Here is a 26032-nt window from a genome sequence, read left to right on the forward strand (position 1 = left end):
CGGGTCAGCGCAGCGGGTCGAACGCACGCAACGCCTCGGGTTGCTTGCCGGTGGTGATCTGCTCGGTCAGCAACCGGCCGGTCACCGGGCCGTGGGCCAGTCCCCACATTCCGTGCCCGCCCGCCACATAGACGCTGGGACTGACCTGACCGATGACCGGCAGCCCGTCGGCGCTGACGGGCCGCGGACCGACCCACACATCGCTCGCCTCGTCCCATCGCACCCCGTCGAGCAGACGTGCGGCCGACCTGACGATCGAGCGGACCCGGGCGGGCGCGATGGGTGCTTCTGGTTCCCGGAACTCCATGGTGCCCGCCACGCGCATCGCACCCTGGTAGGGCGTGCAGGCCACCCGTTCGGTGGGCAGGTAGATCGGCCCCGGCATCGCCCGGTCGATGGGCACCGTGAACGAGTACCCGCGCCCGGCCCGGACCGGGACCCGCACCCATGGCCGGGTCAGTTCGTTCAGCCATGCCCCGGTGGCGACGACGACGGCGTCGGCGGTGTAGTCGGTGCCCCCGGCACCGCGCACGATGACGCGACTGCCCTGCGGGCTCACCCCGATGACCTGGTCGACCGGCATTGCCGCGCCGCGTTCGGCCACCGCCTGACCGAGGGCGGTCACGAACCGTCCCGGGTCGATATAGCGCTGCCGATCGACGGCGACGGCCACGGTGGCCACGCCCGAGGTCAGCGGCACGGCCTCGCGCAGACCGGCACCGCGAAGCTCGTTCACCTCGACGGCCAGGCCAGCCCGCTCCAGCATCGCTATCTCGTGCCGTAGTTCGCGGGCGTGGGCGTCGGTCTCGAACAACGCGGTGATCGCCGATTCGGTGACCGGTACGTCCACCCCGTTGCCCGAAAGTACGTCGAAGGCCTCCAGACATTCGGCGTTGAAGGGCTGGTTGGCGCGCACCGCGCGTTCGGCCGAGGCCGTGGTGCAGTGCCGGGCGAAGGTGGCGAGGAAACGCGCGAGGCCGAGATCGGCGCGCAGCGGAATATGCAGTGGCGCAGACGGATTGAACAGCGATTTCAGCCCGTATCGCAGCACAGCGGGCTGGTTGAGCGGAATGGTCAGCGCGGGCGAGAGCCAGCCGGCGTTACCCCACGACGCGCCGGCCGCCACCCCGGTCCGGTCGATGACGGTGACCTGCACACCACGTTCCTGCAGGAACCATGCGGTGGACAGCCCGACGATGCCGGCACCCACCACCACGACCTGCCGCGGTCCGCCATCGATGCGATCGACCCCGGCCTTCCCCTCGCCCATGGCACGTCCTCCTGACTCCGATGCTTCGGAACGGCGTCGTCGTCCGACGCCGTACAGGGCCATCATGCGGCCGACCGGAGGGCGTGGTGTTGCGGTATCCGACAGTTGAGCACCAGCCGATTGTGGCGATCCGACAATCAGCCGCGGTCGAGGGTTGCCAGTTCGATCATCATGGCCAGCCGCTTGCGCGGATCGTCGACCTGCACCGCGGCCACCTCGGCCATCTTGCGCAACCGGTAGCGCACGGTGTTCTCATGCACGCCGAGAACCGCGCCGGTGCGCACCGGATCACCCTGGCATTCCAGCCACACCCGCAGGGTCCGCACATAGGGAGTGCCGTGTTCGCGGTCGTGCCGGTGCAGATCGATGACCGGTCCCCGACTCGGGCCGCGGCCGTTGTCCACCGCGGTGCGCAGCCGCTGCAGCACCAGGTCGTCCCAGGATTCGTCATAGGCCGGCGGGGGCAGATCCGGCGCCCCGGCCTCGTGCAGGGCCAGACATTCGTCGGCCTCCCAGCGGGCGGCGGCCAGCTCGCCCGCCTCGGCGGCGCCGCTGATACCGGCCATCAGCGTCGCCTGCCCCGGCAGTACCGCGCGCAGTTCGTCCAGCCACGACCGGGCGGTGTCGGCGCTCTCCCCCGGCAGCACCGTGTACACGGTGTTCTCCGCCAGCGCGCTGCGCCCGGGACGCGACCACCCGAAGCCGGCCGTGGCCTTCTCGAAGGTCACCAGCAACGCGGTGTGCCGGTCGGGTTCAAGCCGGGCGCGCAGCGCGATGACCCGCAGCGGTCCCAACGGCAGCCCCACCCGGCTGGCCACCGCGACCGCATCGGCGACACCCTCGAGCAGACGCTGCACCGACTCCGACTCCACCTGGCGCTCAAGGTCGGCACTGGCGCGCGAGCGCAGCAGATGCAACGCGACGGTGCGCACCCCGGTGCGCAGGGCGGTCAGCCCCGCCCCCTGCAACGGCTCGGAACAGGCCACCCACACCGAGCCCAACAGCTCGCGGCCGACCCGGGCGGCGACCACCATCCGGCCGGTCAGCCCGAGCTGCGGGTCCGGATCGACAAAGATCGGCTCGTCGGAGGAGCCCAGATGCGCGAAGACACCGCGGCGGGCCAGCACATCACGAACCTGGGCGGGTTGTTCGCGCCGCAGGATGGTCTCCACGCGTGCCGCATCTGCCGTCTGCTGCAATCGCGAATAGGCCAGCATCTGCGCGTGCCGATCCTCGATGATGACCGCGCCGCCGATGGCCGCCGCCAGGCTGTCCGCCAGCGCGAACAGATCGGTGGGACCGCGGCCCGATTCGGTCTCCCGGCCCTCCAGCACCAGCCCGTAGGCCACGGCCGCCAGCTCGCTCCACGGCAGCGCGGCGTCCACCAACAGCACCGCGACACCGTCGGGAAGCTGCGCGGGAACCTCGTCATCGGCGCCGCGGACAAGGACCACCGCCGCATGCGCCGAGATCGCCCAGGCCAACGCCTGATGCACCGAGTCGGCACCGATGGCCAGCAGCACGTCACCGAGCACCGGCTCACCGCCTGCGGTCTCGGGCAGCACCACGCTGCGCAGTTCGGTGCTGCGCGGCACCGCGCACAGCCGCGTCACCACGCCATACCCGCCCAGCACATTGACCAGGCGATCCAAGGTGATCACGATTCGCAGCCTAGGTGGTGGCCAGGAAGGTGAACCCCTCGATATAACCCGCGACCCCGCACACCAGCGCCAACACGATCAGGGCGACCACATCGGCGGTGTGCAGCCGCGACGGGTGCGCCGAGAGCTGACCGGCGCCCCCACGCGCGGTGATCGCGTCACCCATCTCATCGGCACGCCGCAGTGACACCGTCACCGTGGCGGCCAGCAGGTCGATCAGATCGGACACCTGCGCCTTCATGCGTTCGCGGCGGCCTTCGGGCAGTTCGCGCGGACGCAGCCGCCGCGCCGCGTACAGGATGCGGAATTCGTCGATGAGCATCGGGAAGGCACGCAGCGACAGCGCCACGGTGGCCGCCCAGTCGTCGACCGGTAGCCGCAGCCAGCGCAACGGTCGGCCGAGCGTCGACACCGCCGGGGCGATCTCGGCGACGTTGGTGGTCCACGAGACCAGCAGACCCATGCCCAGCAGGACGATCGACACCGCCGTCACGCGCAGGAACTTCAGCAGCCCGCCCAGCTCGAGCTCCAACCCGCCCAGCGTGACGATCGGGGTGCCGCCGGCGAACGCGGCGGTCACCCCACCGAGCAGGATGAGCAGCCAGATCCAGCCGGGAATGCTCGGCAGCGCACCGCGCGGCACCCGCGCCAGCCCGATCGCGACGGCCAGCAGGGCCGTGATCATCGCGATGGGAATCCAGCCCGGGTACAGCACCATCAACACGGCCAGCGCGACGACACCGATGAGTTTCGTCCCGGCCCACAGCCGGTGGATGACGGTGTCGCCGGGCACCGGGCGCAGCAGGACCAGCGGCCGTTTCTGTTCGCTCATGCGGTTCCCTCGCAGGCTCGGGTCCCGCATCCGGTACCGATGATTCGCTCGCAAGCTTCGCTCATGACGGCGCCCCCGATGTGCTCGCCGGCACCGGAACCAACACCCCGTCGCGCAGGTGCAGGGTGCGCGGGCACAGCTCTTCCAGACCCGCGAAATCGTGGGAGATCACGATGATCGTCAGCCCGCCCCGGCGCAGTTCCTCCAGCAGCCGCAACAATCCGCGGGCACTGGTGGCGTCCAGTCCGGCCAACGGTTCGTCGAGCACGATTGCCCGCGGCGCCCGGGCCAGCAGACCGGCCAGCACCACCCGGCGCATCTGCCCGCCAGAGAGTTGATCGATGCGCCGGTCGGCCAGTTCGGGTTCCAGGCCGACGGTGGCCAGCGCGGCATTGACCTTGGCCCGGTCGCGCGCGGAGAACCCCGCGGCCGAGGCGATCTCGCGGAACACGTGGCTGCGCATCAGCTGCAGCCGGGCGGCCTGGAACGACAGCGCCACCGCGCCCACCTGGTCGGCCACCGGCCGTCCATCGAGCAGGCAGGTGCCGGTGGTGGGTTCGGTCAGCCCGGCCAGGATCCAGGCCAGCGTCGACTTGCCCGAGCCGTTGAGCCCGTGGATCAGCACGCCGTCGCCCTCGTAGACGGTCAGGTCGATATCGTGCAGCGCCGTGGTGGCCCACGGGGTTCCGTCGCCGTAGCTGTGCCCCACCCCGGACAGTTCGAGGACCGGGACATCGCTGCGCCGCTCACCGGTCGGCTCCGGTGGTTCGGCGGACTCCACCATGGCCGACCCGCCGGTGAGGTTGACCACCCGTTCGGCGGCTTCGGCCTCGCCGTTGTAGTGGGTGATGTGCACCAGGGCCATGTTCCGGCGCCGGGTCAGCTCGGCCAGCATCGACATCAACCCGTCGCGGCCTTGCTGGTCGACCATGCTGGTCACCTCGTCGGCGATCAACAGCGCCGGTTTGCGCGCCAGCGCGGCGGCGATGGCCAGGCGCTGCAACTCACCGCCGGACAGACTGCCGGTATCGCGCTCGTCGAGCCCGTCGAGGCCGACCTCGGCCAGCAGGGCGGGCACGTCGACGGTCGTCCCGGCAGGCAGGCCCCAGACGACATCGTCGGCCACCCGGGTGCCCAGGATCTGGCTCTCCGGATGCTGCATGATCACCGCGGTCCCGCCGGGTGCCCCGAGGCCGACCGCGCCGGGGCGTTCCACGACCCCCTCGGTCGGCGGACGGCCGCAGAGCACCAGCATCAGGGTGGTCTTCCCGGATCCGTTGGCACCGGTGACGGCGATGTGTTCGCCGGACTGCACACTCATCGAGACCGGGCCCAGCGCATCGCGGTCGGTGCCCGGGTAACGGAAGACGACATCGCGCAGCTGCAGCGGTGTCGGGGCGACCGGATCGGACTCGTCGAGGGATTCCAGCTTGTGCACATCGGGGACGCCTGCCAGCCGGCTGAGCACCCGCGACAACGCCCACCAGCCGACCAGCCCGACGAAGACGATGGCGATCAGACCGTAGGAGAAGATGAGGATGGGCCAGTGATCGAGCAGGAAGCCGAAGATCTCGCGCACCTTTTCGGCAAGCGGTTGCAGGTCGGGGACATAACTCAGGATCGCGACGGTGCCGTCCACATTGGCGGTCATGGCCGAGAACACCAATTCGCGCATGCGGGTGGCCACCAACAGCACCAGCACGACGGCCGCGCCGAACACCGCGCCGGCGGCCGCGGACACCACGACCACGGTGGGCAGACCGCGACCGCGACGTTTGACGAAGCCGACAAGTCCGCCGACATACGCGCAGTTGAGCACCGTCATCAGGCCGCCGATGCCGGCGATGATGAAGGCGACCAGCGCCCCGGCGACGGTCGCGGCCAGCAGTACCCGCAGCCGGTAGCGGTAGGCGAGCAGCCCCATGGGCACGGTGGCCAGCAGGGACAACCCCGCGGCGAACGGGACGACGACGGCGATGATCGCGATGGCCGCGGACAGCGCGGCCATGACGGAGGCTTGGGCCAACTCCCCCGGAAGCAACGAACCGGCCCGGCGAGGGTGCGGCGGACCTGATGGCATCACCCGATTCTGCCAGGTGGCGACGGCACTCCGGATTCGCGGACTGTGACGATGACCATGCCCGCAGATTTGCAGATGCATAGTAAATCTATGTAACCTCGGTCGAGTGGATCGCCAAGACCCCGCCGCACTCGGCGCCGACCTGTTGGCCGTCGTCGCGCGGATCAACCGACTGGCAAACCAACGGATCGAGTTGCCGTTGCCGTTCGCTCAGGCGAGGTTGCTCGCCACGATCGAGGACCAGGGCCGAGCCAGGATCTCCGATCTGGCTGCCATCGATCACTGCTCGCAACCGACCATGACCACCCAGGTGCGCAGGCTCGAAGACGCCGGGTTGGTCTCGCGCACCGAGGACGCCGCCGACGCACGGGTCGTGCTGATCGAGATCACCGACGCGGGCCGGGCCATGTTGAACCGGGTACGCGCCGATCGCAGTGCCGCGATCAATCCCTATCTGGACCACCTCGACGACGCGCAGCGCGGCGCGCTCGTCGACGCGATACAGGTGCTGCGGGGGCTGCTCGACGACGCCCAGCAGGACCGCCGATCGAAGTAAGGAGTTTCACGCCATGTGGCGTCAACCGAAAGCCGTCTGGGCCGTTGCCTTCGCCTCCGTCGTCGCCTTCATGGGCATCGGCCTCGTCGATCCCATCCTCAAGCCCATCGCCGACAATCTGAATGCCACCCCCTCGCAGGTCTCCCTGCTGTTCACCAGCTACATGGCGGTGATGGGTGTCGCCATGCTGATCACCGGCGTGGTGTCCAGCCGGATCGGCCCCAAGAACACCCTGCTGATCGGCCTGGTGATCATCATCGCCGGCGCGGGGCTGGCGGGGATGAGCGAAACGGTGATGGAGATCGTCGGCTGGCGGGCGCTGTGGGGGCTGGGCAACGCGCTGTTCATCGCGACCGCACTGGCCACCATCGTCAACGCTGCCCGCGGATCGGTGGCGCAGGCGATCATCCTCTACGAGGCCGCCCTCGGCCTCGGCATCGCGATCGGACCGCTGGTCGGCGGCGTGCTCGGCTCCATCTCCTGGCGCGGACCGTTCTTCGGGGTGTCGGCGCTGATGGCCGTGGCACTGGTGGTGACGGTGTTCCTGCTGCCGTCCACCCCGCGCCCGGCGCGCGCCACCAGCATCGTCGACCCGTTCCGGGCGTTGCGGCACCGCGGCCTGCTGGCCGTCTCGGTGACCGCCCTGTTCTACAACTTCGGCTTCTTCACGCTGCTGGCGTTCACCCCGTTCCCGCTGGACATGAACGCCCAGCAGATCGGGCTGATCTTCTTCGGCTGGGGGGTGGCACTGGCCTTCACCTCGGTGGTGGTGGCACCGCGGCTGCAGCATCGGTTCGGCACCATCCCGACGCTGGTGGTCAATCTGCTGGCGTTGACCGTCACGCTGGCCGTGATGGCCATCGGGACCGCCGACAAGGCGGTGTTGGCAACATGTGTGGTGGTGGCCGGCTTGTTCATCGGTGTCAACAACACGCTGATCACTGAGACCGTGATGAAGGCCGCACCGGCGGGCAGGAGCGCAGCGACCCGGGGAGTTGAACCCGTCGAGCGCGGCGTCGCATCGGCGGCCTACAGCTTCCTGCGTTTCGGTGGCGCGGCGGTGGCCCCGTGGCTGGCCGGCACGCTCGGCGAGCACGTCAGCATCCACCTGCCCTACTGGGTGGGTGCGGGTGCGGTGGCCGTCGGTGCCGCGCTGCTGTTCGCCGCGCGCGGACACCTCAGCGGGGTCGACGCGCCAGAGGATGAGATCGACGAACTGACCGACGAGGCCACCGCCGTCACCGTCGGCAACTGAGCCGGCCGTTCTAACTGACGGTGCTCTAACCGACAGCGACCCCCACCACGGAACCCACCAGATAGGTGGCCGCGATCGCGGCGCCGCCCAACAGCAGCAGGCGCAGCGACGAGAACAGCGGCGGGGTGCGGGTGAACTTCGACGCCAGCGCGCCGGTGATGGCCAAACCCAATCCGCCGCAAGCCAACCCGGCCCACAGCGAGGCAAGTCCGAGCAGGTATGGGATCAGCGGCACGATGGCGCCGATGGTGAACATCACGAACGACGAGATCGCCGCCACCCACGGGGAGGGCTTCTCGCGCGGGTCCACGCCCAGCTCCTGGACGAGGTGGAAGTTCAGCGCGCGGTTCTCGTCCCGGTGGATCTCCTCGGTGGCGGTGGCCGCGGTCTGCGGCGTCATGCCCATCTCGACGAGCATCGCGGCGAGCTCATCGCGCTCGGCATCGGGCTGGTTGCGGAACGAGCGACGTTCCACCTTCACCTCGGAGTCGATCTGCTCGTTGGCCGTCGTCACCGAGGTGAACTCCCCCAGTGCCATGGAGAACGCGCCGGCCAGCAGGCCGGCGATACCCGCGAGCACCACGGTCTGCGGGCTGGCGCTGGCCGCCACACCGGCTATCAAGGCGGTGTTGCTGACCAGACCGTCCATCGCTCCGAAGGTGGCGGCGCGCAACCATCCACCCGTGACGTCGGCATGCTTGTGGTCGGGCACATGAGGCAGACCCGTTGGCGACTGAGGATCGGACATGACGCCATTGAACGCTTGGCATTTCCTGAGGTCTTACTCAGGTTTGCCTTGCCGGCAGAACGGGCACGTTACCGTCTGCTATGACCACTACCGCTGATCACCTCCGCAACGCCCTCGACGGCCGCTGGCGAGACGTGAAGAACCAGGTCCGCACGGAGCTTTCGGGCGAAGTGTTCCGTCCGCACTACACCCCGAACACCGTGATCGCCCGGACCAAGGTCGCCGAGCAGCTGAAGATCATGGCCGCGCGCGGTGCCGCCGAGGACGGTTTCAAGAAGGAACACGGTGGCAACGGTGACGTCGGCGCCGCCGTCACCCAGATCGAGATGCTCGCGATGAGCGATCTGTCGCTGATGGTGAAAGCCGGTGTCCAGTGGGGCCTGTTCGGCGGGGCCATCGAGAATCTCGGCACCGAACGCCACCACAACGCCTACGTGCGAAAGCTCATCGATCTCGAGCTGCTCGGCTGCTTCGCGATGACCGAGACCGGCCACGGCAGCGATGTGCAGTCGCTGGAGACGACGGCCACCTACGACCCGCAGACCCGGGAATTCGTCATCGACTCCCCCACCCCGTCCTCGCGCAAGGACTACATCGGTGGTGCGGCGGAGACGGCGCGGGTGGCAGCGGTATTCGCGCAACTGATCACCAAGGGCGAGGGCCACGGTGTGCACTGTTTCGTGGTGCCCATCCGCGATGACGCCGGCAACGACCTGCCGGGTGTGACCACCTCGGACTGCCACTACAAGGGCGGTCTGCCCGGCGTCGACAACGGGCGCATCCAATTCGACCAGGTGCGCATTCCGCGGGAGAACCTGCTCAACAAATACGCCGACGTCGCCGAGGACGGCACCTACACCTCGCCCATCGAGAACAAGGGCCGCCGCTTCTTCACCATGCTGGGCACCCTGATCCGCGGCCGAGTGACCGTCGGCGGCAGCGCCGGTGCCGCGGCGCGGGTGGCCCTGGACATCGCCACCCGATATGCGCTGGAGCGCAGGCAGTTCGAGGCACCTGGCTCGGAGAACGAGGTGCTGATCATGGACTACCTGGTCCACCAGCGCCGGTTGTTCCCGCTGATCGCGAAGTCCTATGCGCTGCAGTTCGCGCAGAACGAGTTGGTCGCCAAATGCCACGAGTTGCAGACCGCGGAGAATCCCGACGCCGAGGAGCAGCGCGAGCTGGAGTCCCGCGCGGCCGGGCTGAAGGCGGCCAACACCTGGCATGCCACCCGGGCCATCCAGGAGGCGCGTGAAGCATGCGGTGGCGCAGGCTATCTCGCCGAGAACCGGTTGATCGCCCTGAAGGCCGACACCGATGTGTTCACCACCTTCGAGGGTGACAACCATGTGCTGACCCAGCTGGTGGCCAAGGAACTGTTGACCTCCTACGCCGACGACATCAAGGGTATGAGCCCGGTGGAGTGGGTGCGGTTCGCCGCCAACTTCGCCGGTGAGCGGGTGCTGAAACGCACCGCGGCCCAGACCATCATGCAGACCATCATCGACACCCGCGAGGACAACGAGGAAGAGGGCTCGCTGTTCAACCGCGGCACGCAGGTCAAGATGTTCGAGGACCGCGAGGAGTACATGCTCGCCTCGGTGGCCCGCCGGCTGCAGAGCAAGGCCAAGGAGATGTCACCCTTCGAGGCGTTCAACTCGGTGCAGGATCACGTGCTGCACACCGCGCAGGCGCATATCGACCGCATCATCCTGGAGGCCTTCGTCGCCGGTATCGACGCCTGCGAGGACGAGAAGGCCCGCGAGATCCTCGGCCTGGTCTGTGACCTGTACGCGCTGTCGGTGATCGAAGAGGACAAGGCGTGGTTCGTCGAACACCGTTTCCTGTCCACCGAGCGGGCCAAGGCCGTCACCCGCGGTATCAACGACCGGTGCCGCCGGTTGCGCCCGCACGCGGAGCTCCTGGTGGACGGGTTCGGCATCCCCGAGCAGTTGCGCTACGCCGAAATGCTGCATCCCGAGCACATCCCGGACGCCGACGAGCACCAGGAGAAAGACGCCGTCAGCTCCGGCACGATCGAACCCAAATAGCGCAGGTATCCGATCCCCGGCACGGCGAGCGTCTCACGGGCCGGGGATCGGATCCAGCGCCTGCAGCGAGCCGTCGTCGCCGATCTGGAAACGCACCTGACCGATTCCGGTCGGACAACAGGGCTTGTCCTCGCCCTGTAGCCACTGATACTGCACCGCGGCCGTACTGTCGCCCATCGCCACCACCGTGGTGTACGGCCGGGGCCGCGGCGTCGGCGGGCCCAGTGGCGTGTCGCGGTCGAAGAAGAGCACCTGCACGGCCGCATCGGGGGCCTTGTCGCCCGTGCCGATGACGACCCAGTGCAGTCGGCAATCGCCGGTGTGGCCGCGTGCGGTTTCGGTCCAGCGCTGCCCAACGCCCTCGATCGCCGTGCGCACGGTCGCGGCGGTCGGGGTGTCCTGCGCCGAGCACTCCGCGGTTGCCTGCGGCGCGGAGTTCTTCGGGCTCCAGCCGCACGAGGCCAACGATGGCACGGCCAGCACGGCCAACGATGCCGCCGCGAAAGCGACGCTACGGCGGTGGATTCGGCGCGATCGCGACCATTGCGTCGATGTCGGCGGATGCGTGCTCGTCAGTGACATGAGACGAGCTTACGACCGAGATGAAAAGCTCCCCCGATTGGACTCGAACCAATAACCGCCCGATTAACAGTCGGGAGCTCTGCCAATTGAGCTACAGGGGAATGAACCGAGGACAGACTTTAGCGCATGTACCCCGCGGGCGAAGAATCGACTGGTCAGAAGCCCCGTCGCCACCTTCTACGGCGCGTGAGGCAGGATGGTGAGAGTCCTGCTGTCACCGTGGAGGGAGCCTCGTGTTCCGGATCGTCTTCGTACTGGGTGTCGGCTACGTGCTCGGCGCGAAAGCCGGCCGCCGCCGCTACGAACAGATCACCGCGACGTACAAGGCGGTCACCGAGAACCCGGCCACCAAGGCCGTCCTGGACGCCGGGCGTCGCAAGGTCGCCGATCGGGTGTCCCCGGATCCCCAGTTGGTCCGGCTGACCGCCATCGACGCCGAGACCTCGGTGCTGGCGCCCGAGGAGAGCGGCTTCCGGCCGCGCAACGGCGCCAAGGACTGATTCCGGCTAGGGAGTGCCGCCCTCGGATCGCAGGGCGGCGATATCGGCCGGTGCCCCGTACACAGGGGCCGCCGGGCCACCGATCGGTGTCTGGCTGGGTGTGAGCTCCAGCGCCGCCCGCGGCGCCCGCCACTCGTCGTTTTCCAGGGTGCCGCCATAGAGCGCGATGCCGAGCGTGGTGACCACCGCGGTTGCCAGGACGCCGACCCCCTTGGTCGCCGGGATTGCACGGTAGCCGTCCTCAGCGCTCACATCGACGCCTTCCTGTCGCGCACCCTGGTGCAGATCGAGTCTTGAGTCTCGCGTTGCCAGATAACGAAAGGGACGCGACACGATGACCATTCGCATACGGTGCGCGGGCGCCGAGAAATAGCCTGGCCGGGTTCCGGAAGTGACTTCCGAAACCCGGCCAGGCGAAGAGCAGGGGCTGATTCAGCCGATCGGGATGCTGGTGTTCCAGCTGGTACCCGGCAGCATCGGACCGGAGTAGAAGCCGCCGGGGCCGATCCCGATGCCGGGCGTGCCGACTCCGACGCCGTTACCGTTCGAGTACGACAGGCAGTTGCCGTCGTCCTTGTTGCCGAACCAGGCCAGGCAGGCCGGCGCCGCCTCGGCCGTCGGGGCGGGCGCCGTCGAGAAAGCCACCACGGGCGCTGCGGCGACGGCGGCCGCGAAGGCGCCGGCGACGAGGATCGTGCGTGTCCGATTGCTCAGGAATGACACGGTGGGACCTTTCTGGACAGTTAGCTGCGCTCCCACCATAACGGTTGGATCGCGATCATGCAGTCAAGTCGTCGCCACTGGCCTGTTCGAGCAGGCTGCGCCGGTAGGTCTCCATGGCAACCAGATCGCCGAACAGGGCGTGGTACTCATCGCTGTTGTCCACCGGCGACATGCGCTGCAACTTGGACTTGACCTCGGCGATCTGCCGCCCGATCGACACCTCCTGCAGCCTGGCCAGCACACCACCGATGTAGCGGGCGAGCCGTTCGTCATCATCGATCTTGATGGCGTCCACGCTGAGCTCGTTGACCAGCGGCGCGGCCTCGCCCGCCAGATCGCGCACCGTCTCGATCCACTGCGCACCGGAGAGCCCGGCCGAAACACCGCCGGCCGCCGCGATCGCCGTCCGCACCGTCACATAGGCCGGGTGGGTGAAGCTCTCCGCGCCCAGGCTGTCGAACACCGGTCCTGCCAGACCCGGGTACTGCAGCGCCGACTTCAACGCCTCGCGCTGCGGACGCAGCGTCGGGTCCATCGGGTTGGGCCGGGCGATCGACGCCTGGCCGCTGTCCCCCGGCGGGTTGGCGGCGCGCCGGTTGGCCTGCTGACCCGCACGGCCCGTCCGGGGGCCCTTGCGGCCCGCCTCCTCACGGACCCGGCTCAGCACCTGCCCGACGTCCTCCCAACCGACCCAGCCGGCCAACTGTCGGGCGTACTCGTCGCGCAGCGTCGGGTCCTTGATCCGCGACACCATCGGCACGCACCGACGCAGCGCGGCGACCCTGCCCTCGGCGCTGTCGAGGTTGTGATCGGTCAGCGCGGTGCGGATGGCGAACTCGAACAGCGGAGCGCGGCGGGCCACCAGGTCGCGCAGCGCACCGTCGCCGGAGCGCAGCCGCAGATCGCAGGGGTCCATACCGTCGGCCGCCACTGCCACGAAGGACTGTCCGGCCAGGTTCTGTTCGCCCTCGAAGGCCTTCACCGCGGCGGCGCGGCCCGCAGCATCACCGTCGAAGACGTAGATCAGCTCACCGCGAAAGAAGTTGTCGTCCATCATGAGTCGACGCAGCATCGAAAGATGCTCGTCACCGAAGGCGGTGCCGCAGGCGGCCACCGCGGTGGTCACGCCGGCCAGATGCATCGCCATCACGTCGGTGTACCCCTCGACGACGACGGCCTGGTGGCCCTTGGCGATATCACGCTTGGCCAGGTCCAGCCCGAAAAGCACGTGAGACTTCTTGTACAGCACGGTTTCCGGGGTGTTGACGTACTTGGCTTCCATATGGTCGTCGTCGAAGAGCCGACGCGCACCGAACCCGATGGTCTCACCGGAGGACACCCGGATGGGCCACAGCAGGCGCCGATGGAAGCGGTCCATCGGCCCACGCTTGCCCTCCTTGCTGAGCCCGGCCGCTTCGAGCTCCTTGAACTCGAACCCCTTGCGCAACAAGTGCTTTGTCAGCTTGTCCCAACCCGACGGGGCGAATCCGCACCCGAACCGGGCGGCGGCGTCGGCGTCGAAGTTCCGGTCGATCAGATACTGCCGGGCCGGTGCGGCCTCCTCGGAGCGCAACTGTTCGGCATAGAACTCACCCGCGGCGGCATTCGCCGCGATCAGCCTGCTGCGACTACCGCGGTCGCGCTGCACATTGGTCGCCGCGCCGCCGGTGTAGGTGACGGTGTAGCCGACCTTGTCGGCGAGCAACTCGACGGCCTCGACGAAGCTGACATGCTCGATCTTCTGCAGGAACGCGTAGACGTCACCGCCCTCACCGCAACCGAAGCAGTGGAAGTGCCCATGGTTGGGCCGGACGTGGAAGGACGGGGACTTCTCGTCGTGGAAGGGACACAGCCCCTTGAGCGAGTCGACCCCGGCGCGCCGCAACTGCACGTAGTCACCGACGATGTCCTCGATGCGGACCCGTTCCCGGATGGCCGCGATGTCACGATCGGGGATGCGGCCCCGGCCGCCCCGCATCGCATCATTGGCCATCGGCGCAGTCTATCGGCCCGTCACAGGGGCCGGGGCGAGCGCACCTCGTGCACTCTTTCCAGCCGCGACTCGGTGTAGGAGGCGATCTGGTCGACGACGACCCGCAGCCGGGCGCCGTCGTCGACGGCGAGGGTGAACTCCGCGGCGAACTGGGGGTCCAGGCTGCTGGGGGCCTGCGCCCACAGCGCCAGTGCCACCTCCTGGATGAGGGTCCGCTGATCGGTCTGGATCTGGAGGTGCTGGTGGTCGGACATGATGAACTGCAGCGCCAGCATCTTGAGCACCGCGACCTCGGCACGCACCTCGGCGGGCACGTGCAGCTCGGTGTCGAAGCGCTTGAGCACCGGTGCGCCGCCCACCACCGCGCGGGTCTGGGATATCGCGGCGTTGGCGAACCGGCCGACGAGCTCGCTGGTCAGGTTTTTCAGCGCTACCGAGGCCGCCAGGGTGCCGTCGTACTTGCCGACGGCGGCGACCACCGGCATCTGCGACAGACGCTGTGCCGCGGCGAGCAGATCGTCATGTGAGACGGCCGGATACGCCCCGGCGCCGAGGCGGGCAAGCGCATCGGCGGCGTCGCGGTCGGCCAGCACCCGCAGGTCGATGCGCCCGGAGATGACGCCGTCCTCGACATCGTGCACCGAGTAGGCGACATCGTCGGCCCAGTCCATCACCTGTGCCTCCAGGCACGGGCGGTTGGCCGGTGCGCCGTCGCGCAACCAGTTCGCGGCGGCCATGTCGTCGTCGTAGAAGCCGAACTTCTTCGGGTTCTGCGAGCGCGCCCACGGATACTTGGTGACGGCATCCAGGGCCGCACGGGTGAGGTTGAGTCCGGCCGAACTACCGTCTTCGGCAAGGACTTTGGGTTCCAACCGGGTCAGGATTCGCAGGTTCTGCGCGTTGCCCTCGAAACCGCCGAACGGGGCCGCGATCTCGTTGAGCGCGCGCTCACCGTTGTGCCCGTACGGCGGGTGACCGATATCGTGGGCCAGGCCGGCCAGATCGACCAGATCAGGATCACAGCCGAGGCCGACGGCCATCCCCCGGCCGATCTGCGCGACCTCCAGCGAGTGGGTGAGCCGGGTGCGCGGGGTGTCACCATGGCGGGGGCCGACCACCTGGGTCTTGTCGGCCAGCCTGCGCAGCGCCGCCGAGTGCAGCACCCTGGCCCGGTCGCGTGCGAAGTCGGTGCGGTGCTCGGTGGCCCCGATGGAACTGTCGGCGAACTTCGCCGATCCCAGGCCGACACCCTTCGGCGACTCCGGTACCAGCCGCTGCCGGTCGAAGTCGTCGTAATCGGATGTATTGCGTTGCGTGGCCACCGCCTGACAGTCTGCCAGCACCACAACCGGGGTTCGGACATGACTGCCGCCACTTCGGCCGGCGAGTCACTAGATTGACGGGCATGCGCCTAGCCCGATTGCTCAGCATGCTGCTCGTGGCCCTCACCGCGGCCCTGTCGATCGCACCCGCGGCGCTACTCACGGCGCCCGAGGCGGCGGCGCGACCGCCACTGCGGCTGCCCAGCCAGATCGTCGACGAGTCCAAGGTTCTCGGCGCTGCCGGTGAGGAGCAGGTCGGTCAGGCCATCGATCGGCTCTACCAGAATCGCCAGGTGCGGCTGTGGGTCGTTTACGTGGACAGCTTCTCCGGGCAGAACGCCGAGCCGTGGGCGCAGGCCACCCTGCGGGCCAGCGATCTCGGCGAGTACGACGCGCTGCTCGCCGTCGCGACCGCCGACCGCGCCTATGCATTCCTCACCGGTTCCGCGGCGGCCAGCAACGCCGAGGCCAATACGCTGCGGCGCACCGAGATCGAGCCCGCGCTGGGCGACGGGAACTGGGCCGCCGCGGCCGTCGCCGCCGCCGACGGACTCGATGCCAAGACCACCGGCTCGTCGCCGGGCCTCAACTGGTTCGGCGTACTGGTCGTGCTGGCCATCCTCGGGCTCGGCGTGCTCGGCTTGCTGCTGTGGTCGCGGCGGCGCGCACGCAAACGCCGCGAGGCCGATCTGGCCGCCGCGCAGCGCGTCGATCCGACCGATCCGAGTGCGCTGGCCGCGGTGCCGCTGGAAACACTCGATGAGTTGTCCCGGTCGATCGTCGTCGAGGTCGACAACGCGGTGCGCACCAGCGACAACGAATTGACACTGGCCGTCGAGGAATTCGGCGAACAGCGCACCGCGCCGTTCAGTGCCGCCGTCAGCGCGGCCCGGACCGCGCTGACGCAGGCGTTCAACGCGCGGCAGATCCTCGACGACACGGTGCCCGAGACCCCGGCCCAGCGTCGCGACCTGCTCACCCGGGTGATCGTCGCGGCGGCCAGGGCCGATCGTGAACTCGATACCCAGCGCGAGGCATTCGGCCAACTGCGCGATCTGGTGATCAACGCGCCGGCCCGCCTCGATGTGCTCACCCAGCAGATGGTCGACCTGACCACCCGCATCGCACCGGCCGAGCAGGCGCTGGCCGAGTTGAGCCGGCAGTTCGCCCCGACCGCGTTGCATTCGGTGGCCGATAACGTCGACACCGCCAAACAGCGGCTGGCCTTCGCCGACCAGAACATCACCAACGCCCGGGCGCTGGTGGCCAAGCCGGCCGGGCAGCAGGCCGGGCTGGTGGATTCCGTGCGGGCCGCCGAATCCGCACTGGGGCAGGCCCGCACGATGCTCGACGCCATCGACAGCGCGGCCGGTGACATCAGTCGGGCGATCGCGACGCTGCCCGAGGAGATCGCCGATGTGCAGGCCGGTATCGCGGCCGCCGACGGGCAGCTGAGCCGCGGCGGTGTCGACGAGGCCGCCGAGCTGAAGGCGGCCCGCGATGCCGCCGCGCAGGCGGTCGCGACGGCGCAGGAGTCCGGAAACACCGACCCGCTGGGCGCCTTCAGCGCGCTGACGCAGGCCGACGCCGATCTGGACCGGCTGCTGGCGCTCATCGCCGAGGAACGGCAGGCCCAGGAGCGGCTGCGCCGGTCCTACGAGCAGGCCCTGGCCGCGGCGCAGTCCCGGGTGCGCGGGGTCAGCGATTTCATCGACACCCGGCGTGGCAGCGTCGGTCCCGAGGCGCGTACCAGGCTGGCCGAGGCGGTGCGGCAGCTGCAGGCCGCGCAGGACAAGGCCGCCGACAACTCGACCGAGAGCCTTCCGACGGCCATCGCGCACGCCAACAGTGCGACCTCGCTGGCCATGCAGGCCCAGCAGCTGGCCAACACCGATGTCAGCTACGCCAATCAGTCCTACAACTCCCAGCACTACGGTGGCGGGTCGAATTCCGGTGCGGTGCTTGGCGGCATCATCATCGGCAACATCCTGTCCGGGGCGCTGCGCGGCGGTATCGGTGGCAGCGTCGGCGGCGGTAGCTGGCGGTCGACGTCCTTCGGTGGATCCGGCGGCGGCGGCTTCGGCGGCGGCGGGGGCGGCTTCGGCGGGGGTGGTGGCCGCTTCTAGGCTCTAGGTCACCCGCTTTCCCGGCGAGCGTGCGTGTCTGCAGCCCGACACGCCGTCCCGCCGCGAAGTTCACGCACGCTCAGGCCGCGCGAACGGGTTAGTCGCGCAGCGCCGGGAGCTGCTCGGCGAGCTTGTCCAGCTGGGCCTTGTAACCCATCTTCATGCCGAAGGCCGCCATCCGGGCCTTATCGCCGATCCTGGTAATGGTGACATCGAGGGTGAGCGTGGTCTGCTCGTCGCGTTCGGTCAGCGTGATGTCGTTGGTGTGCTCGATGGTCGAGGTTGCCTCCTGCCCCTCGGTCCAGGATCTTGCGTCATAGGTCATCCTGGTGACGGGGTCGACGCGGGTGAACGTGCCCGCCATCGGCCAACGGGTACCCGCATACTTGCCCATGCCCTCGCCGGCTTCCATCACGACGTACACATCACCGCCGACTCGGGCGTCGATGCGACATTCGGGCACAAACGTGCCCTTCGGCCCCCACCACTGTTGCAGCATCTCGGCTTTGGTCCAGGCGTCCCACACCGTCGCGATCGGCGCCGGATAGGTGCGTTCCAGGGAGAACTCTTTCTTCTTCTTGAAGAGTTGCAGGATCATCATTTCTCCTCATGTGCAATTGATGTCAAAAACTCGCCGAGAGAGTCCAGTCGCTCGTCCCACAACCGCTCAAAGGACGCGACCCACTGGCCGATACTCTCGAACGGCGCAGCTTCCAGCTGGTAGATGCGCCGCCGCGCCACCGCCTGGCTGCTCACAATTCCCGAATCACCAAGCACCCGAAGGTGTTTGGACACCTGCGGCTGACGAATGCCGAGCGCCTCGGCGATATCACCGACCGAAAGCGGTCCGGCCCTGAGCAAATCGACGATACGCAGGCGGCTCGGCTCCCCCAGCGCCACGAACACTGCCGCCTGCATGTCAGCCACCATAGGGCGTTCGACATATTCCCGTCAAGGAATATGTTCAGCTGTGCTCCCCCGCGAGCGTGCGTGTCTACACCCCGACACACCGCCCTAGCTGCAAAGTTTGCGCACGCTCAGGCCGCCCGGGACCGCGCCAGACTGCGCTCGATCCGTCGCACAAGGTCATCCGGCGTGCGGCGCACATCATCGGCCACGATCGTCATGACGGTCCAGCCCATCTCCTGCAACGCGGCGCGCTTTTGGCGATCCTTGGCGAAGCTGACCGGATCGCTGTGCCAGTCGAATCCGTCGTACTCGACCGCCAGTCCGCTCGCCGGCCAGGCGAAATCCAGGCGCCACAGCCTGCCGTTGAAGTCGACCACCTCATACTGCAGAGCCGGCATCGGCAGCCCCGCGTCGATCATGACCAGGCGGGCCTCGCTTTCCATCGGCGATTCCGCCTGCGGTGCCGCGTGCGGAACCAGCTCCCGGACGTTCACGATCCCCCGCCGCCCGTACTGTTGCACGACCGCGTCGACAAGCTGATCGCGAAGGCACGTGTCGCTGCGCAACGCGGCATCCAGCGTGGCGAGAGCCCTCGGACGACGCAGCGACCGCGCGACTTCCACCGCCGTCCATGCCGCGCTCGTCGCGAGCCTGCCACCGACAGCCGACAACGGTGCGCCCTCCCGCCGGTGAATGATCAGGCCGTCGGACGCCCGGAGTTGATGGCCCATCGGGTTGAGCACGTGCAGCTCACGGGTGTCCTCGGTATCGAAACCGTATGCCGCGGCCGCGGTGCCGAGGCAGACGGCCACCGGTTCCCCTGCCCGCAGGTCGAGCCCGCTGAGCCGGATGCGATCATCGGGCTCCTCGAGCGAGTACACCCCGGGCCAGGCCTTGATGAGCGCACCCGTGCGGATCATCGTGTCGAGACGGCTGCGGCTGACCTCGGCAAGCAGCTGCGCAGTGCTCAGAACTCCGCCTTGACGCTCGGCCAGCACGGCCAGTGCGGCCATTTGATCGGACATGTTGCCGATCGTCGATCAGCGGCACAGGGCACGACAATGCCGCGCGGTCGATCTGTGGACGAATCGCAGAATGTGGACCAACACCCCGCGGCGAACGTGCGGAAACTTCCATACGGTGCGGCGTGTCGGCCCGCAGACACGCACGCTCGCCGGGAAGGAAACCCGAAAGGCTCAGCAGCCCTTGAGGCGCACCGCGAGGTAGTTCGACACCTCGGAGATCGCCACCCGCTCCTGGGTCATGGCGTCGCGCTCGCGCACGGTCACCGCGTGGTCCTCCAGCGAGTCGAAGTCCAGCGTGACGCAGAACGGGGTGCCGATCTCGTCCTGCCTGCGGTACCGGCGGCCGATGGCGCCGGCATCGTCGAACTCGACATTCCAGCTCTGGCGCAGCTCGGCGGCGAGATCCTTTGCCTTGGGCGACAAGTCGGCATGCCGCGACAACGGCAACACCGCCGCCTTGACCGGGGCCAGTCGCGGGTCGAGCTTGAGCACGGTGCGCTTGTCCACCCCACCCTTGGCGTTGGGGGCCTCGTCCTCGCGGTAGGAGTCCACCAGGAACGCCATCAACGACCTGGTTAGGCCGGCCGCCGGCTCGATCACATACGGCGTGTAGCGGGTATCCGAGGCCTGGTCGTAGTAGGTCAGGTCCACCCCGGATGACTTTGCGTGACTGGACAAGTCGTGATCGGTCCGGTTGGCGATACCTTCCAGCTCACCCCACGGGTTGCCGGTGAAACCGAACTTGTACTCGATATCGGTGGTGCCCGCGCTGTAGTGCGACAGCTTCTCCAGCGGGTGCTCGTAGAGCCGCAGGTTCTCCGGCCGGATCCCGAGATCGATGTACCACTGCAGGCGCGTCTCGATCCAGTACTTGTGCCACTCCGGCGCGGTCGACGGCTCGACGAAGAACTCCATCTCCATCTGCTCGAACTCGCGGGTGCGGAAGATGAAGTTGCCCGGGGTGATCTCGTTGCGGAAGCTCTTGCCGATCTGGCCGATGCCGAACGGCGGCTTCTTGCGCGAGGTGGTGACCACGTTGGCGAAGTTGACGAAGATGCCCTGCGCGGTCTCCGGGCGCAGATAGTGCAGGCCCTCCTCGGACTCGATAGGCCCGAGATAGGTCTTGAGCATCATGTTGAAGTCGCGCGGCTCGGTCCACTGCCCCTTGGTCCCGCAGTCCGGGCAGACGATATCGGCCATCGGCACGGCGTCCGGGTCGGCCAGACCGTCCTTGGCGCCCCGCTTCTCGAAGTAGGCCTCCTGCAGGTGATCCTGTCGGTGCCGCTTGTGGCAGTTGAGGCACTCCACCAGCGGGTCGTTGAACACCGCGACGTGACCGGAGGCCACCCACACCTGCCGCGGCAGGATGATCGCCGAGTCCAGGCCCACGACATCATCGCGACCGGTGACCACCGAGCGCCACCACTGCTTCTTGATGTTCTCCTTGAGTTCCACGCCGAGTGGCCCATAGTCCCAGGCGGACTTGGTACCGCCGTAGATCTCGCCCGATTGATAGACGAGGCCCCGGCGTTTCGCCAGGTTTGCAACGGTGTCGATGATCGAAGGAGACGAAGCCACGGGTCAACAGCGTAGCGAGGACCTGCCGCGCGTTGCGCCGGGGCCGGTGACTGGCGAGCGTTGACATGCATGGATCTGCATGTATTCTGACTCGTAATGAAAATCATTTCCAATTCTGCCACGGCCGAGGACCATTCCGCGCACTCCCATGAGAGCGCCCCGTTCCCCGAGTTGCCCCCGCGCGCGGTCCTGGACAACGCAGGCGACCTGCTGCGCGCGCTCGCCGCACCGCTTCGCATCGCGATCGTGCTGCAGTTGCGCGAGTCGATGCGCTGCGTGCACGAGCTGGTGGACGCGCTCGACGTGCCCCAACCGCTGGTCAGCCAGCACCTGCGGATCCTGAAATCCGCCGGCGTGGTGGCCGGGGAGCGCAGCGGCCGTGAGGTGATGTACCGCCTGGTCGACCATCACCTGGCCGAGATCGTCATCGCCGCCGTCACACACGCCTCGGAGGACGACCGATGAGCACACCGGTGCGATCGACCAAACAACGCGCGGCCATCTCCACCCTGCTGGAGAACATCGACGACTTCCGGTCCGCGCAGGAGTTACACGACGAGCTGCGCAAGCAGGGTGAGGGCATCGGGCTGACGACCGTGTATCGCACCCTGCAGTCGATGGCCGCCGCAGGCCAGGTCGACACCCTGCGCACCGACACCGGCGAGTCGGTCTACCGCCGCTGCTCGGCCCATCACCACCATCACCTGGTGTGCCGGGTCTGCGGCAGCACCGTGGAGGTCGACGGCGGTGCCGCCGAGGTGTGGGCCGACGAGGTGGCCGCCGAACACGGATTCACGGAAGTGAGCCACACCATCGAGATCTTCGGACTGTGCGGACCCTGCGCGGTCAGCTGACCCGCACGAACTCCAGCACCGTGTCCCTGGTCAGCGGGGCGAGTTCGATATCGCCGGGCGCGTGCGGATCGATCCACGCCATCTCGGCGATCTCGGCTGCCGCGCTCGGCGGACCGTCGAGTTCGACGAGGAAGAGGTCGGCGGCGACCCGGTGACCCGGTTCGTTGGCCGCGGCCGCGTCGTGGTGGCCCAGGTCGCGCACCGAGTCGGCGACGATACCCGCCCCGAGCTCCTCGGCGATCTCCCGATGCAGGGCCTGCAGTGGCGTCTCCCCCGGTTCGATCTTGCCGCCGGGCTGCATGAACGCCGTCGTCCCACGCTTGCGCACCACCAGCACGTGCGCACGCGCGTCGAGCACGACGGCGGCGACCACCCGGATGACGGCGCTCACGCCACCAACGTGCGACGCACATCCGCGCCGGTCGCCAGCACCATCATGATCAACGTGCTGAGCGCCTCATCGGTCAGCCCCGACGCGGGAAAGTTGTAGCGCAGCAACACATCTGCCGAACCATCCTTCTCGACCAGCGAGACGGTGCCCAACAGGGTGTTCCGGGTGTGCCCGGCGACGGTCCCGCGCAGCGCGTCGTCGAGCGGCTGGTCCCAGGCCAGGATCTGGTTCAACGACACCATGTCCAGCCCCTCGCCCACACTGACCACCCGCAGCGAGGCGAACGTGCCGTCATGGTGCACCGTCAGCGCGCCGTCCTCCTCGCGGGTGGCAGGCAGCAAGGCCTCGACGACGGCCGCCAGCCGCTCCTGCAGATTCATCAGGCCCTTCCGAAGCGACGATTACGGTGCACGTACTCCTCGCACGCCGCCCACAGATCCCGGCGGTCATAGTCCGGCCAGAGCTTGTCCTGGAAGACGTACTCGGCATACGCGGCCTGCCAGAGCAGGAAGTTGCTGGCACGTTGCTCACCGGAGGTCCGGATGAACAGGTCGACATCGGGGATGTCGGGCCGGTGCAGATGCCTGGCGAACGACGCCTCGCTGATCCGGCCGGGGTTGATCTTGCCTGCCGCCGCCTCCTCCGCGAGTTGCCGTGCGGCCTCGACGATCTCGGTACGCCCGCCATAGTTGACGCAGTAGTTGACGGTGATGACGTCGTTGCCGACCGTCATCTGCTCGGCGATGTCGAACTCTTTGATGACGCTGCTCCACATCCGCGGGCGCGATCCGACCCAGCGCATGTTGACGCCCATCGCGTCCAGGTTCTCCCGGCGCCGGCGCACCACCTCGCGGTTGAAGCCCATCAGGAAGCGCACCTCCTCGGTACTGCGCTTCCAGTTCTCGGTGGAGAACGCGTACACCGACAGGTGCTTGATACCCAGTTCGATGGCTCCGCAGGTGATGTCGATCAGCACCGCCTCACCCATCTTGTGCCCCTCGGTGCGGCCCAGCCCGCGCTGGGTGGCCCAGCGCCCGTTACCGTCCATCACCACAGCTACGTGGTTGGGGACCTGGTCGGCGGGGATCTGCGGAGGAACGGCCTTGGAAGGGTGCTGCGGCGGCCGGGAGAACCGGCCGTTGGTCTTGGGCGGCAGGTCGGGGAACACCACCGGCCACGTCGAGGTGTCCGGGAATTCCGGATAGTCCTCAGGCGCCGGGGGCAGCTGCGGGTAGGTGACCTTGCCCCGTTTGATTGCCATGCGCCATATCCTGCCCGAACACCGCCGTCCGGCGTTCAACGGCCGCACTATCGACCCGGTAGACCCGCTCCACCAGCGGCAATGTCCGCAGCTGACGTTCCAGGTGCCATTGCAGGTGCGCGGCCACCAGACCGCTGGCCTGGCTGCGGTGCGAGGTGGTGGAGGCTTGCGCAAACTCCCAATCCCCGTCGTGCAGCGCGGACATGAGCTCCAGCACAGCCTGGGCGGGGGTTGCCGATCCGGACGGTCGGCAGTGCACGCACACGCTGCCGCCTGCGGCCACGTTGAAGGCCCGGTGCGGGCCCGGCGCGGCACAGCGGGCACATTCGGTCAGCGCAGGCGCCCAGCCGGCGATCCCCATCGCCCGCAGCAGATACGCGTCGAGCACCAGCTCACGGGGACGGCGTCCCTCGGCGACCGCTCGCAGCGCCGCCACGGTGAGACCGTGCAGCTGCGGGACGGGGGCGCGTTCCTCGCCTGCGAGCCGCTCGGCGGTCTCCAGCACCGCGCAGGCGCAGGTGTAGCGGCCGTAATCACTGACGATGTCGACGGCGAAGGCGTCGATGGACTGCACCTGGGTGACGATGTCGAGGTTGCGGCCGGGATGCAGCTGAACGTCGATGTGCGCAAACGGCTCCAGCCGCGCCCCGAACTTGCTGCGGGTGCGGCGCACCCCCTTGGCCACCGCGCGCACCACACCGTGCTCACGAGTGAGCAGCGTCACGATACGGTCGGCCTCGCCGAGCTTGTGCTGGCGCAGCACGACCGCTCGATCCCGGTACAACCGCATCTGCCCAGTGTCCCACCGCAGTGTGACATCGGCGCCATCGCAACGCCGGATATCCTCGGACGTCGTATGTCAGTCACCCAGAAGAATCCCGTTCGTATGCGCGTCTTTCCCACCCTCACCCAACAGCTGTACCGGCTCGCCAGCGGCGCCACGACCTCGGAGGAACTGGTACGCCAGTCCCTGAACGCCATCGAGGCCAGCCAGCCCCGCCTCAACGCGTTCCGCGTCGTGCTCACCGAGCAGGCCCTCGCCGACGCCGCCGAAGCCGACCGCAAACGCGCTGCCGGACAACACCTTCCGCTACTCGGCATCCCCATTGCGGTCAAGGATGACGTGGACGTCGCCGGTGTGCCCACCCGCTTCGGGACCGTCGGCAACCCGCCGCCCGCCACCGCCGACGCCGAGGTGGTGCGCCGGCTGCGTGCGGCCGGGGCGGTCATCGTCGGCAAGACCAACACCTGTGAGCTGGGCCAGTGGCCGTTCACCAGCGGACCCGGCTTCGGACACACCCACAACCCGTGGTCACCGCGGCACAGCCCGGGCGGGTCCTCCGGCGGCAGCGCCGCCGCCGTGGCCGCGGGACTGGTCACCGCGGCCATCGGTTCCGACGGGGCGGGCAGTGTGCGTATCCCGGCGGCCTGGACCCATCTGGTGGGCATCAAACCCCAGCGTGGCCGGATATCCACCTGGCCGCTGCCCGAGGCGTTCAACGGGATCACCGTCAACGGCGTGCTGGCCCGCACCGTCACCGATGCCGCCATCGTGCTGGACGCCGCGTCCGGCAACGCCGACGGCGATCTGCACAAGCCGGCTCCGGTGCGGGTGTCCGACCATGTCGGCCGGGCGCCGGGGGCGCTGCGGGTGGCGGTGTCCACCGCCCTGCCGTTCACCTTCTTCCGGTCCACATTGCATCCGGAGATCACCGCGGCCCTGCAGCGCGTCGCAGGCCAACTCGAACAGCTCGGCCACCACACGGTCCGGGCGGACCCGGACTACCACCTCAAGATGTCGTGGAACTTCCTGTCCCGCTCCACTGCAGGCTTGATGGAGTGGTCGCAGCGGTTGGGCTCCGGTGTCGACCTGGACAAGCGCACCGTCGGCAACATCCGCACCGGCTGGGCGCTCTCCCAGAACACCCTGCGCAAGGCGCGCGCGGCCGAGGCCGACGCCCAGCGCCGGATCGGCTGGATCTTCAACATCGCCGATGTCGTGCTCGCCCCGACCACCGCCCAGCCCCCGCCACTGGTCGACGAGTATGACGATCGCGGCCCGCTGGCCACCGATCGGGCGATGATCCGCGCCTGCCCGGTGACCTGGCCGTGGAATCTGCTCGGCTGGCCCTCGATCAACATCCCCGCCGGATTCACCGCCGATGGCCTGCCCATCGGGGTCCAGCTGATGGGGCCCGCCGAGAGCGAACCGTTGCTGATCTCGCTGGCCGGTCAGCTGGAGGCGGTCAACGGGTGGATGGCCCAGCAGCCCGAACCCTGGTGGCAGGAGCCGGCGCTCACGTAATGTGCTCGTT

General features: G+C 68.5%; 26 protein-coding genes and 1 tRNA gene. 8 read left to right on the forward strand and 19 right to left on the reverse strand.

The features are described from left to right. Positions 1–4 precede the first annotated feature (4 nt). The 4 genes from FBY28_RS04730 to FBY28_RS04745 all read right to left on the reverse strand — a co-directional run bounded on the left by FBY28_RS04730 (position 5) and on the right by FBY28_RS04745 (position 5843). Positions 5–1270 carry an NAD(P)/FAD-dependent oxidoreductase gene (locus FBY28_RS04730; RefSeq protein WP_141864696.1) on the reverse strand — a complete coding sequence of 422 codons (1266 nt, stop codon included), beginning with the start codon at positions 1268–1270 and terminating at the stop codon, positions 5–7. A gap of 137 nt (positions 1271–1407) precedes the next feature. Then, on the reverse strand, positions 1408–2931 hold the full coding sequence (locus FBY28_RS04735; RefSeq protein ID WP_141864698.1) for a PucR family transcriptional regulator: 1524 nt from the start codon (positions 2929–2931) through the stop codon (positions 1408–1410). 10 nt (positions 2932–2941) lie between these two features. Next, complete coding sequence (locus FBY28_RS04740) at positions 2942–3763, reverse strand: CbiQ family ECF transporter T component (RefSeq protein WP_019514632.1); 822 nt, start codon at positions 3761–3763, stop codon at positions 2942–2944. 61 nt (positions 3764–3824) lie between these two features. Then, positions 3825–5843: an ATP-binding cassette domain-containing protein gene (locus tag FBY28_RS04745; RefSeq protein WP_174241539.1), complete on the reverse strand. Its 2019-nt coding sequence runs from the start codon at positions 5841–5843 to the stop codon at positions 3825–3827. Positions 5844–5949: 106 nt separating this feature from the next. Here FBY28_RS04745 and FBY28_RS04750 point away from each other — a divergent pair, with 106 nt between their 5' ends. Both FBY28_RS04750 and FBY28_RS04755 read left to right on the forward strand, forming a co-directional pair. Beyond that, positions 5950–6399: a MarR family winged helix-turn-helix transcriptional regulator gene (locus FBY28_RS04750; protein ID WP_141864700.1), complete on the forward strand. Its 450-nt coding sequence runs from the start codon at positions 5950–5952 to the stop codon at positions 6397–6399. A 13-nt stretch (positions 6400–6412) separates the two neighbouring features. Further along, a complete protein-coding gene (locus FBY28_RS04755) occupies positions 6413–7654 on the forward strand; it encodes an MFS transporter (protein WP_141864702.1) in 1242 nt (413 codons plus the stop codon). 25 nt (positions 7655–7679) lie between these two features. On the opposite strand, the gene FBY28_RS04760 is transcribed toward FBY28_RS04755, so the two are convergent. Further along, positions 7680–8402, reverse strand: a complete 723-nt coding sequence (locus FBY28_RS04760) for a VIT1/CCC1 transporter family protein (RefSeq protein WP_141864704.1) — start codon at positions 8400–8402, stop codon at positions 7680–7682. Positions 8403–8482: 80 nt separating this feature from the next. Between FBY28_RS04760 and FBY28_RS04765 the strand changes: the two genes are divergently transcribed. Further along, positions 8483–10453 (forward strand): acyl-CoA dehydrogenase family protein, encoded by a 1971-nt coding sequence (locus FBY28_RS04765; RefSeq protein ID WP_141864706.1) that lies wholly within the window; start codon positions 8483–8485, stop codon positions 10451–10453. A gap of 33 nt (positions 10454–10486) precedes the next feature. On the opposite strand, the gene FBY28_RS04770 is transcribed toward FBY28_RS04765, so the two are convergent. Next, a complete protein-coding gene (locus FBY28_RS04770) occupies positions 10487–11035 on the reverse strand; it encodes an LppP/LprE family lipoprotein (protein WP_141864708.1) in 549 nt (182 codons plus the stop codon). 28 nt (positions 11036–11063) lie between these two features. Next, positions 11064–11136, reverse strand: a tRNA-Asn gene (locus FBY28_RS04775). Between the two features lie 132 nt (positions 11137–11268). Here FBY28_RS04775 and FBY28_RS04780 point away from each other — a divergent pair. Then, a complete protein-coding gene (locus tag FBY28_RS04780) occupies positions 11269–11535 on the forward strand; it encodes a hypothetical protein (RefSeq protein ID WP_141864710.1) in 267 nt (88 codons plus the stop codon). A 6-nt stretch (positions 11536–11541) separates the two neighbouring features. On the opposite strand, the gene FBY28_RS04785 is transcribed toward FBY28_RS04780, so the two are convergent. The 4 genes from FBY28_RS04785 to FBY28_RS04800 all read right to left on the reverse strand — a co-directional run bounded on the left by FBY28_RS04785 (position 11542) and on the right by FBY28_RS04800 (position 15573). Then, positions 11542–11787, reverse strand: coding sequence for a hypothetical protein (locus FBY28_RS04785; protein WP_141864712.1), 246 nt, complete (start codon positions 11785–11787; stop codon positions 11542–11544). A gap of 180 nt (positions 11788–11967) precedes the next feature. After that, positions 11968–12258, reverse strand: a complete 291-nt coding sequence (locus FBY28_RS04790) for a DUF7155 family protein (protein ID WP_141864714.1) — start codon at positions 12256–12258, stop codon at positions 11968–11970. A 55-nt stretch (positions 12259–12313) separates the two neighbouring features. Next, positions 12314–14251: a DNA primase gene (gene dnaG / locus FBY28_RS04795; protein ID WP_286177748.1), complete on the reverse strand. Its 1938-nt coding sequence runs from the start codon at positions 14249–14251 to the stop codon at positions 12314–12316. A gap of 20 nt (positions 14252–14271) precedes the next feature. Continuing rightward, positions 14272–15573 (reverse strand): deoxyguanosinetriphosphate triphosphohydrolase, encoded by a 1302-nt coding sequence (locus tag FBY28_RS04800; RefSeq protein WP_141864716.1) that lies wholly within the window; start codon positions 15571–15573, stop codon positions 14272–14274. An 83-nt stretch (positions 15574–15656) separates the two neighbouring features. On the opposite strand from FBY28_RS04800, the gene FBY28_RS04805 reads away from it, so the two are divergent. Then, entirely contained in the window at positions 15657–17699 is a 2043-nt protein-coding gene (locus FBY28_RS04805) for a TPM domain-containing protein (protein ID WP_141864718.1), read from the forward strand. 97 nt (positions 17700–17796) lie between these two features. On the opposite strand, the gene FBY28_RS04810 is transcribed toward FBY28_RS04805, so the two are convergent. The 4 genes from FBY28_RS04810 to FBY28_RS04825 all read right to left on the reverse strand — a co-directional run bounded on the left by FBY28_RS04810 (position 17797) and on the right by FBY28_RS04825 (position 21211). Next, entirely contained in the window at positions 17797–18297 is a 501-nt protein-coding gene (locus FBY28_RS04810) for an SRPBCC family protein (RefSeq protein WP_141864720.1), read from the reverse strand. After that, the gene (locus tag FBY28_RS04815) at positions 18297–18617 is read right to left on the reverse strand and encodes an ArsR/SmtB family transcription factor (protein WP_141864722.1); all 321 of its coding nucleotides are present in this window, start codon (positions 18615–18617) and stop codon (positions 18297–18299) included. Before FBY28_RS04815 ends, FBY28_RS04810 begins: the two co-directional genes overlap by 1 nt. A 119-nt stretch (positions 18618–18736) precedes the next feature. Beyond that, positions 18737–19633 carry a type IV toxin-antitoxin system AbiEi family antitoxin domain-containing protein gene (locus tag FBY28_RS04820; protein WP_216847504.1) on the reverse strand — a complete coding sequence of 299 codons (897 nt, stop codon included), beginning with the start codon at positions 19631–19633 and terminating at the stop codon, positions 18737–18739. A 171-nt stretch (positions 19634–19804) separates the two neighbouring features. Continuing rightward, positions 19805–21211, reverse strand: coding sequence for a glycine--tRNA ligase (locus FBY28_RS04825; RefSeq protein WP_019514617.1), 1407 nt, complete (start codon positions 21209–21211; stop codon positions 19805–19807). A 96-nt stretch (positions 21212–21307) separates the two neighbouring features. On the opposite strand from FBY28_RS04825, the gene FBY28_RS04830 reads away from it, so the two are divergent. Both FBY28_RS04830 and FBY28_RS04835 read left to right on the forward strand, forming a co-directional pair. Next, positions 21308–21676, forward strand: a complete 369-nt coding sequence (locus tag FBY28_RS04830; RefSeq protein WP_141864724.1) for an ArsR/SmtB family transcription factor — start codon at positions 21308–21310, stop codon at positions 21674–21676. Then, positions 21673–22065, forward strand: coding sequence for a Fur family transcriptional regulator (locus tag FBY28_RS04835; protein WP_019514615.1), 393 nt, complete (start codon positions 21673–21675; stop codon positions 22063–22065). Before FBY28_RS04830 ends, FBY28_RS04835 begins: the two co-directional genes overlap by 4 nt. On the opposite strand, the gene FBY28_RS04840 is transcribed toward FBY28_RS04835, so the two are convergent. From FBY28_RS04840 to recO, 4 genes are read right to left on the reverse strand one after another with little or no spacing between them, the layout of a single operon-like run. Next, on the reverse strand, positions 22058–22456 hold the full coding sequence (locus FBY28_RS04840) for an NUDIX hydrolase (protein ID WP_019514614.1): 399 nt from the start codon (positions 22454–22456) through the stop codon (positions 22058–22060). The genes FBY28_RS04835 and FBY28_RS04840 overlap by 8 nt on opposite strands. Further along, positions 22453–22836 (reverse strand): hypothetical protein, encoded by a 384-nt coding sequence (locus FBY28_RS04845; protein ID WP_141864726.1) that lies wholly within the window; start codon positions 22834–22836, stop codon positions 22453–22455. The genes FBY28_RS04840 and FBY28_RS04845 overlap by 4 nt, the downstream gene beginning before the upstream one ends. After that, positions 22836–23717, reverse strand: coding sequence for a decaprenyl diphosphate synthase (locus FBY28_RS04850; protein ID WP_141864728.1), 882 nt, complete (start codon positions 23715–23717; stop codon positions 22836–22838). Before FBY28_RS04850 ends, FBY28_RS04845 begins: the two co-directional genes overlap by 1 nt. Then, complete coding sequence (gene recO / locus FBY28_RS04855; protein WP_141864730.1) at positions 23665–24507, reverse strand: DNA repair protein RecO; 843 nt, start codon at positions 24505–24507, stop codon at positions 23665–23667. The genes FBY28_RS04850 and recO overlap by 53 nt, the downstream gene beginning before the upstream one ends. A gap of 66 nt (positions 24508–24573) precedes the next feature. Between recO and FBY28_RS04860 the strand changes: the two genes are divergently transcribed. Continuing rightward, positions 24574–26022, forward strand: coding sequence for an amidase (locus FBY28_RS04860; protein ID WP_141864733.1), 1449 nt, complete (start codon positions 24574–24576; stop codon positions 26020–26022). Positions 26023–26032: the final 10 nt, after the last annotated feature.

Origin of the sequence: Arthrobacter sp. SLBN-53, assembly GCF_006715585.1 — a bacterium.
Taxonomy (GTDB): domain Bacteria; phylum Actinomycetota; class Actinomycetes; order Mycobacteriales; family Mycobacteriaceae; genus Mycobacterium; species Mycobacterium neoaurum_A.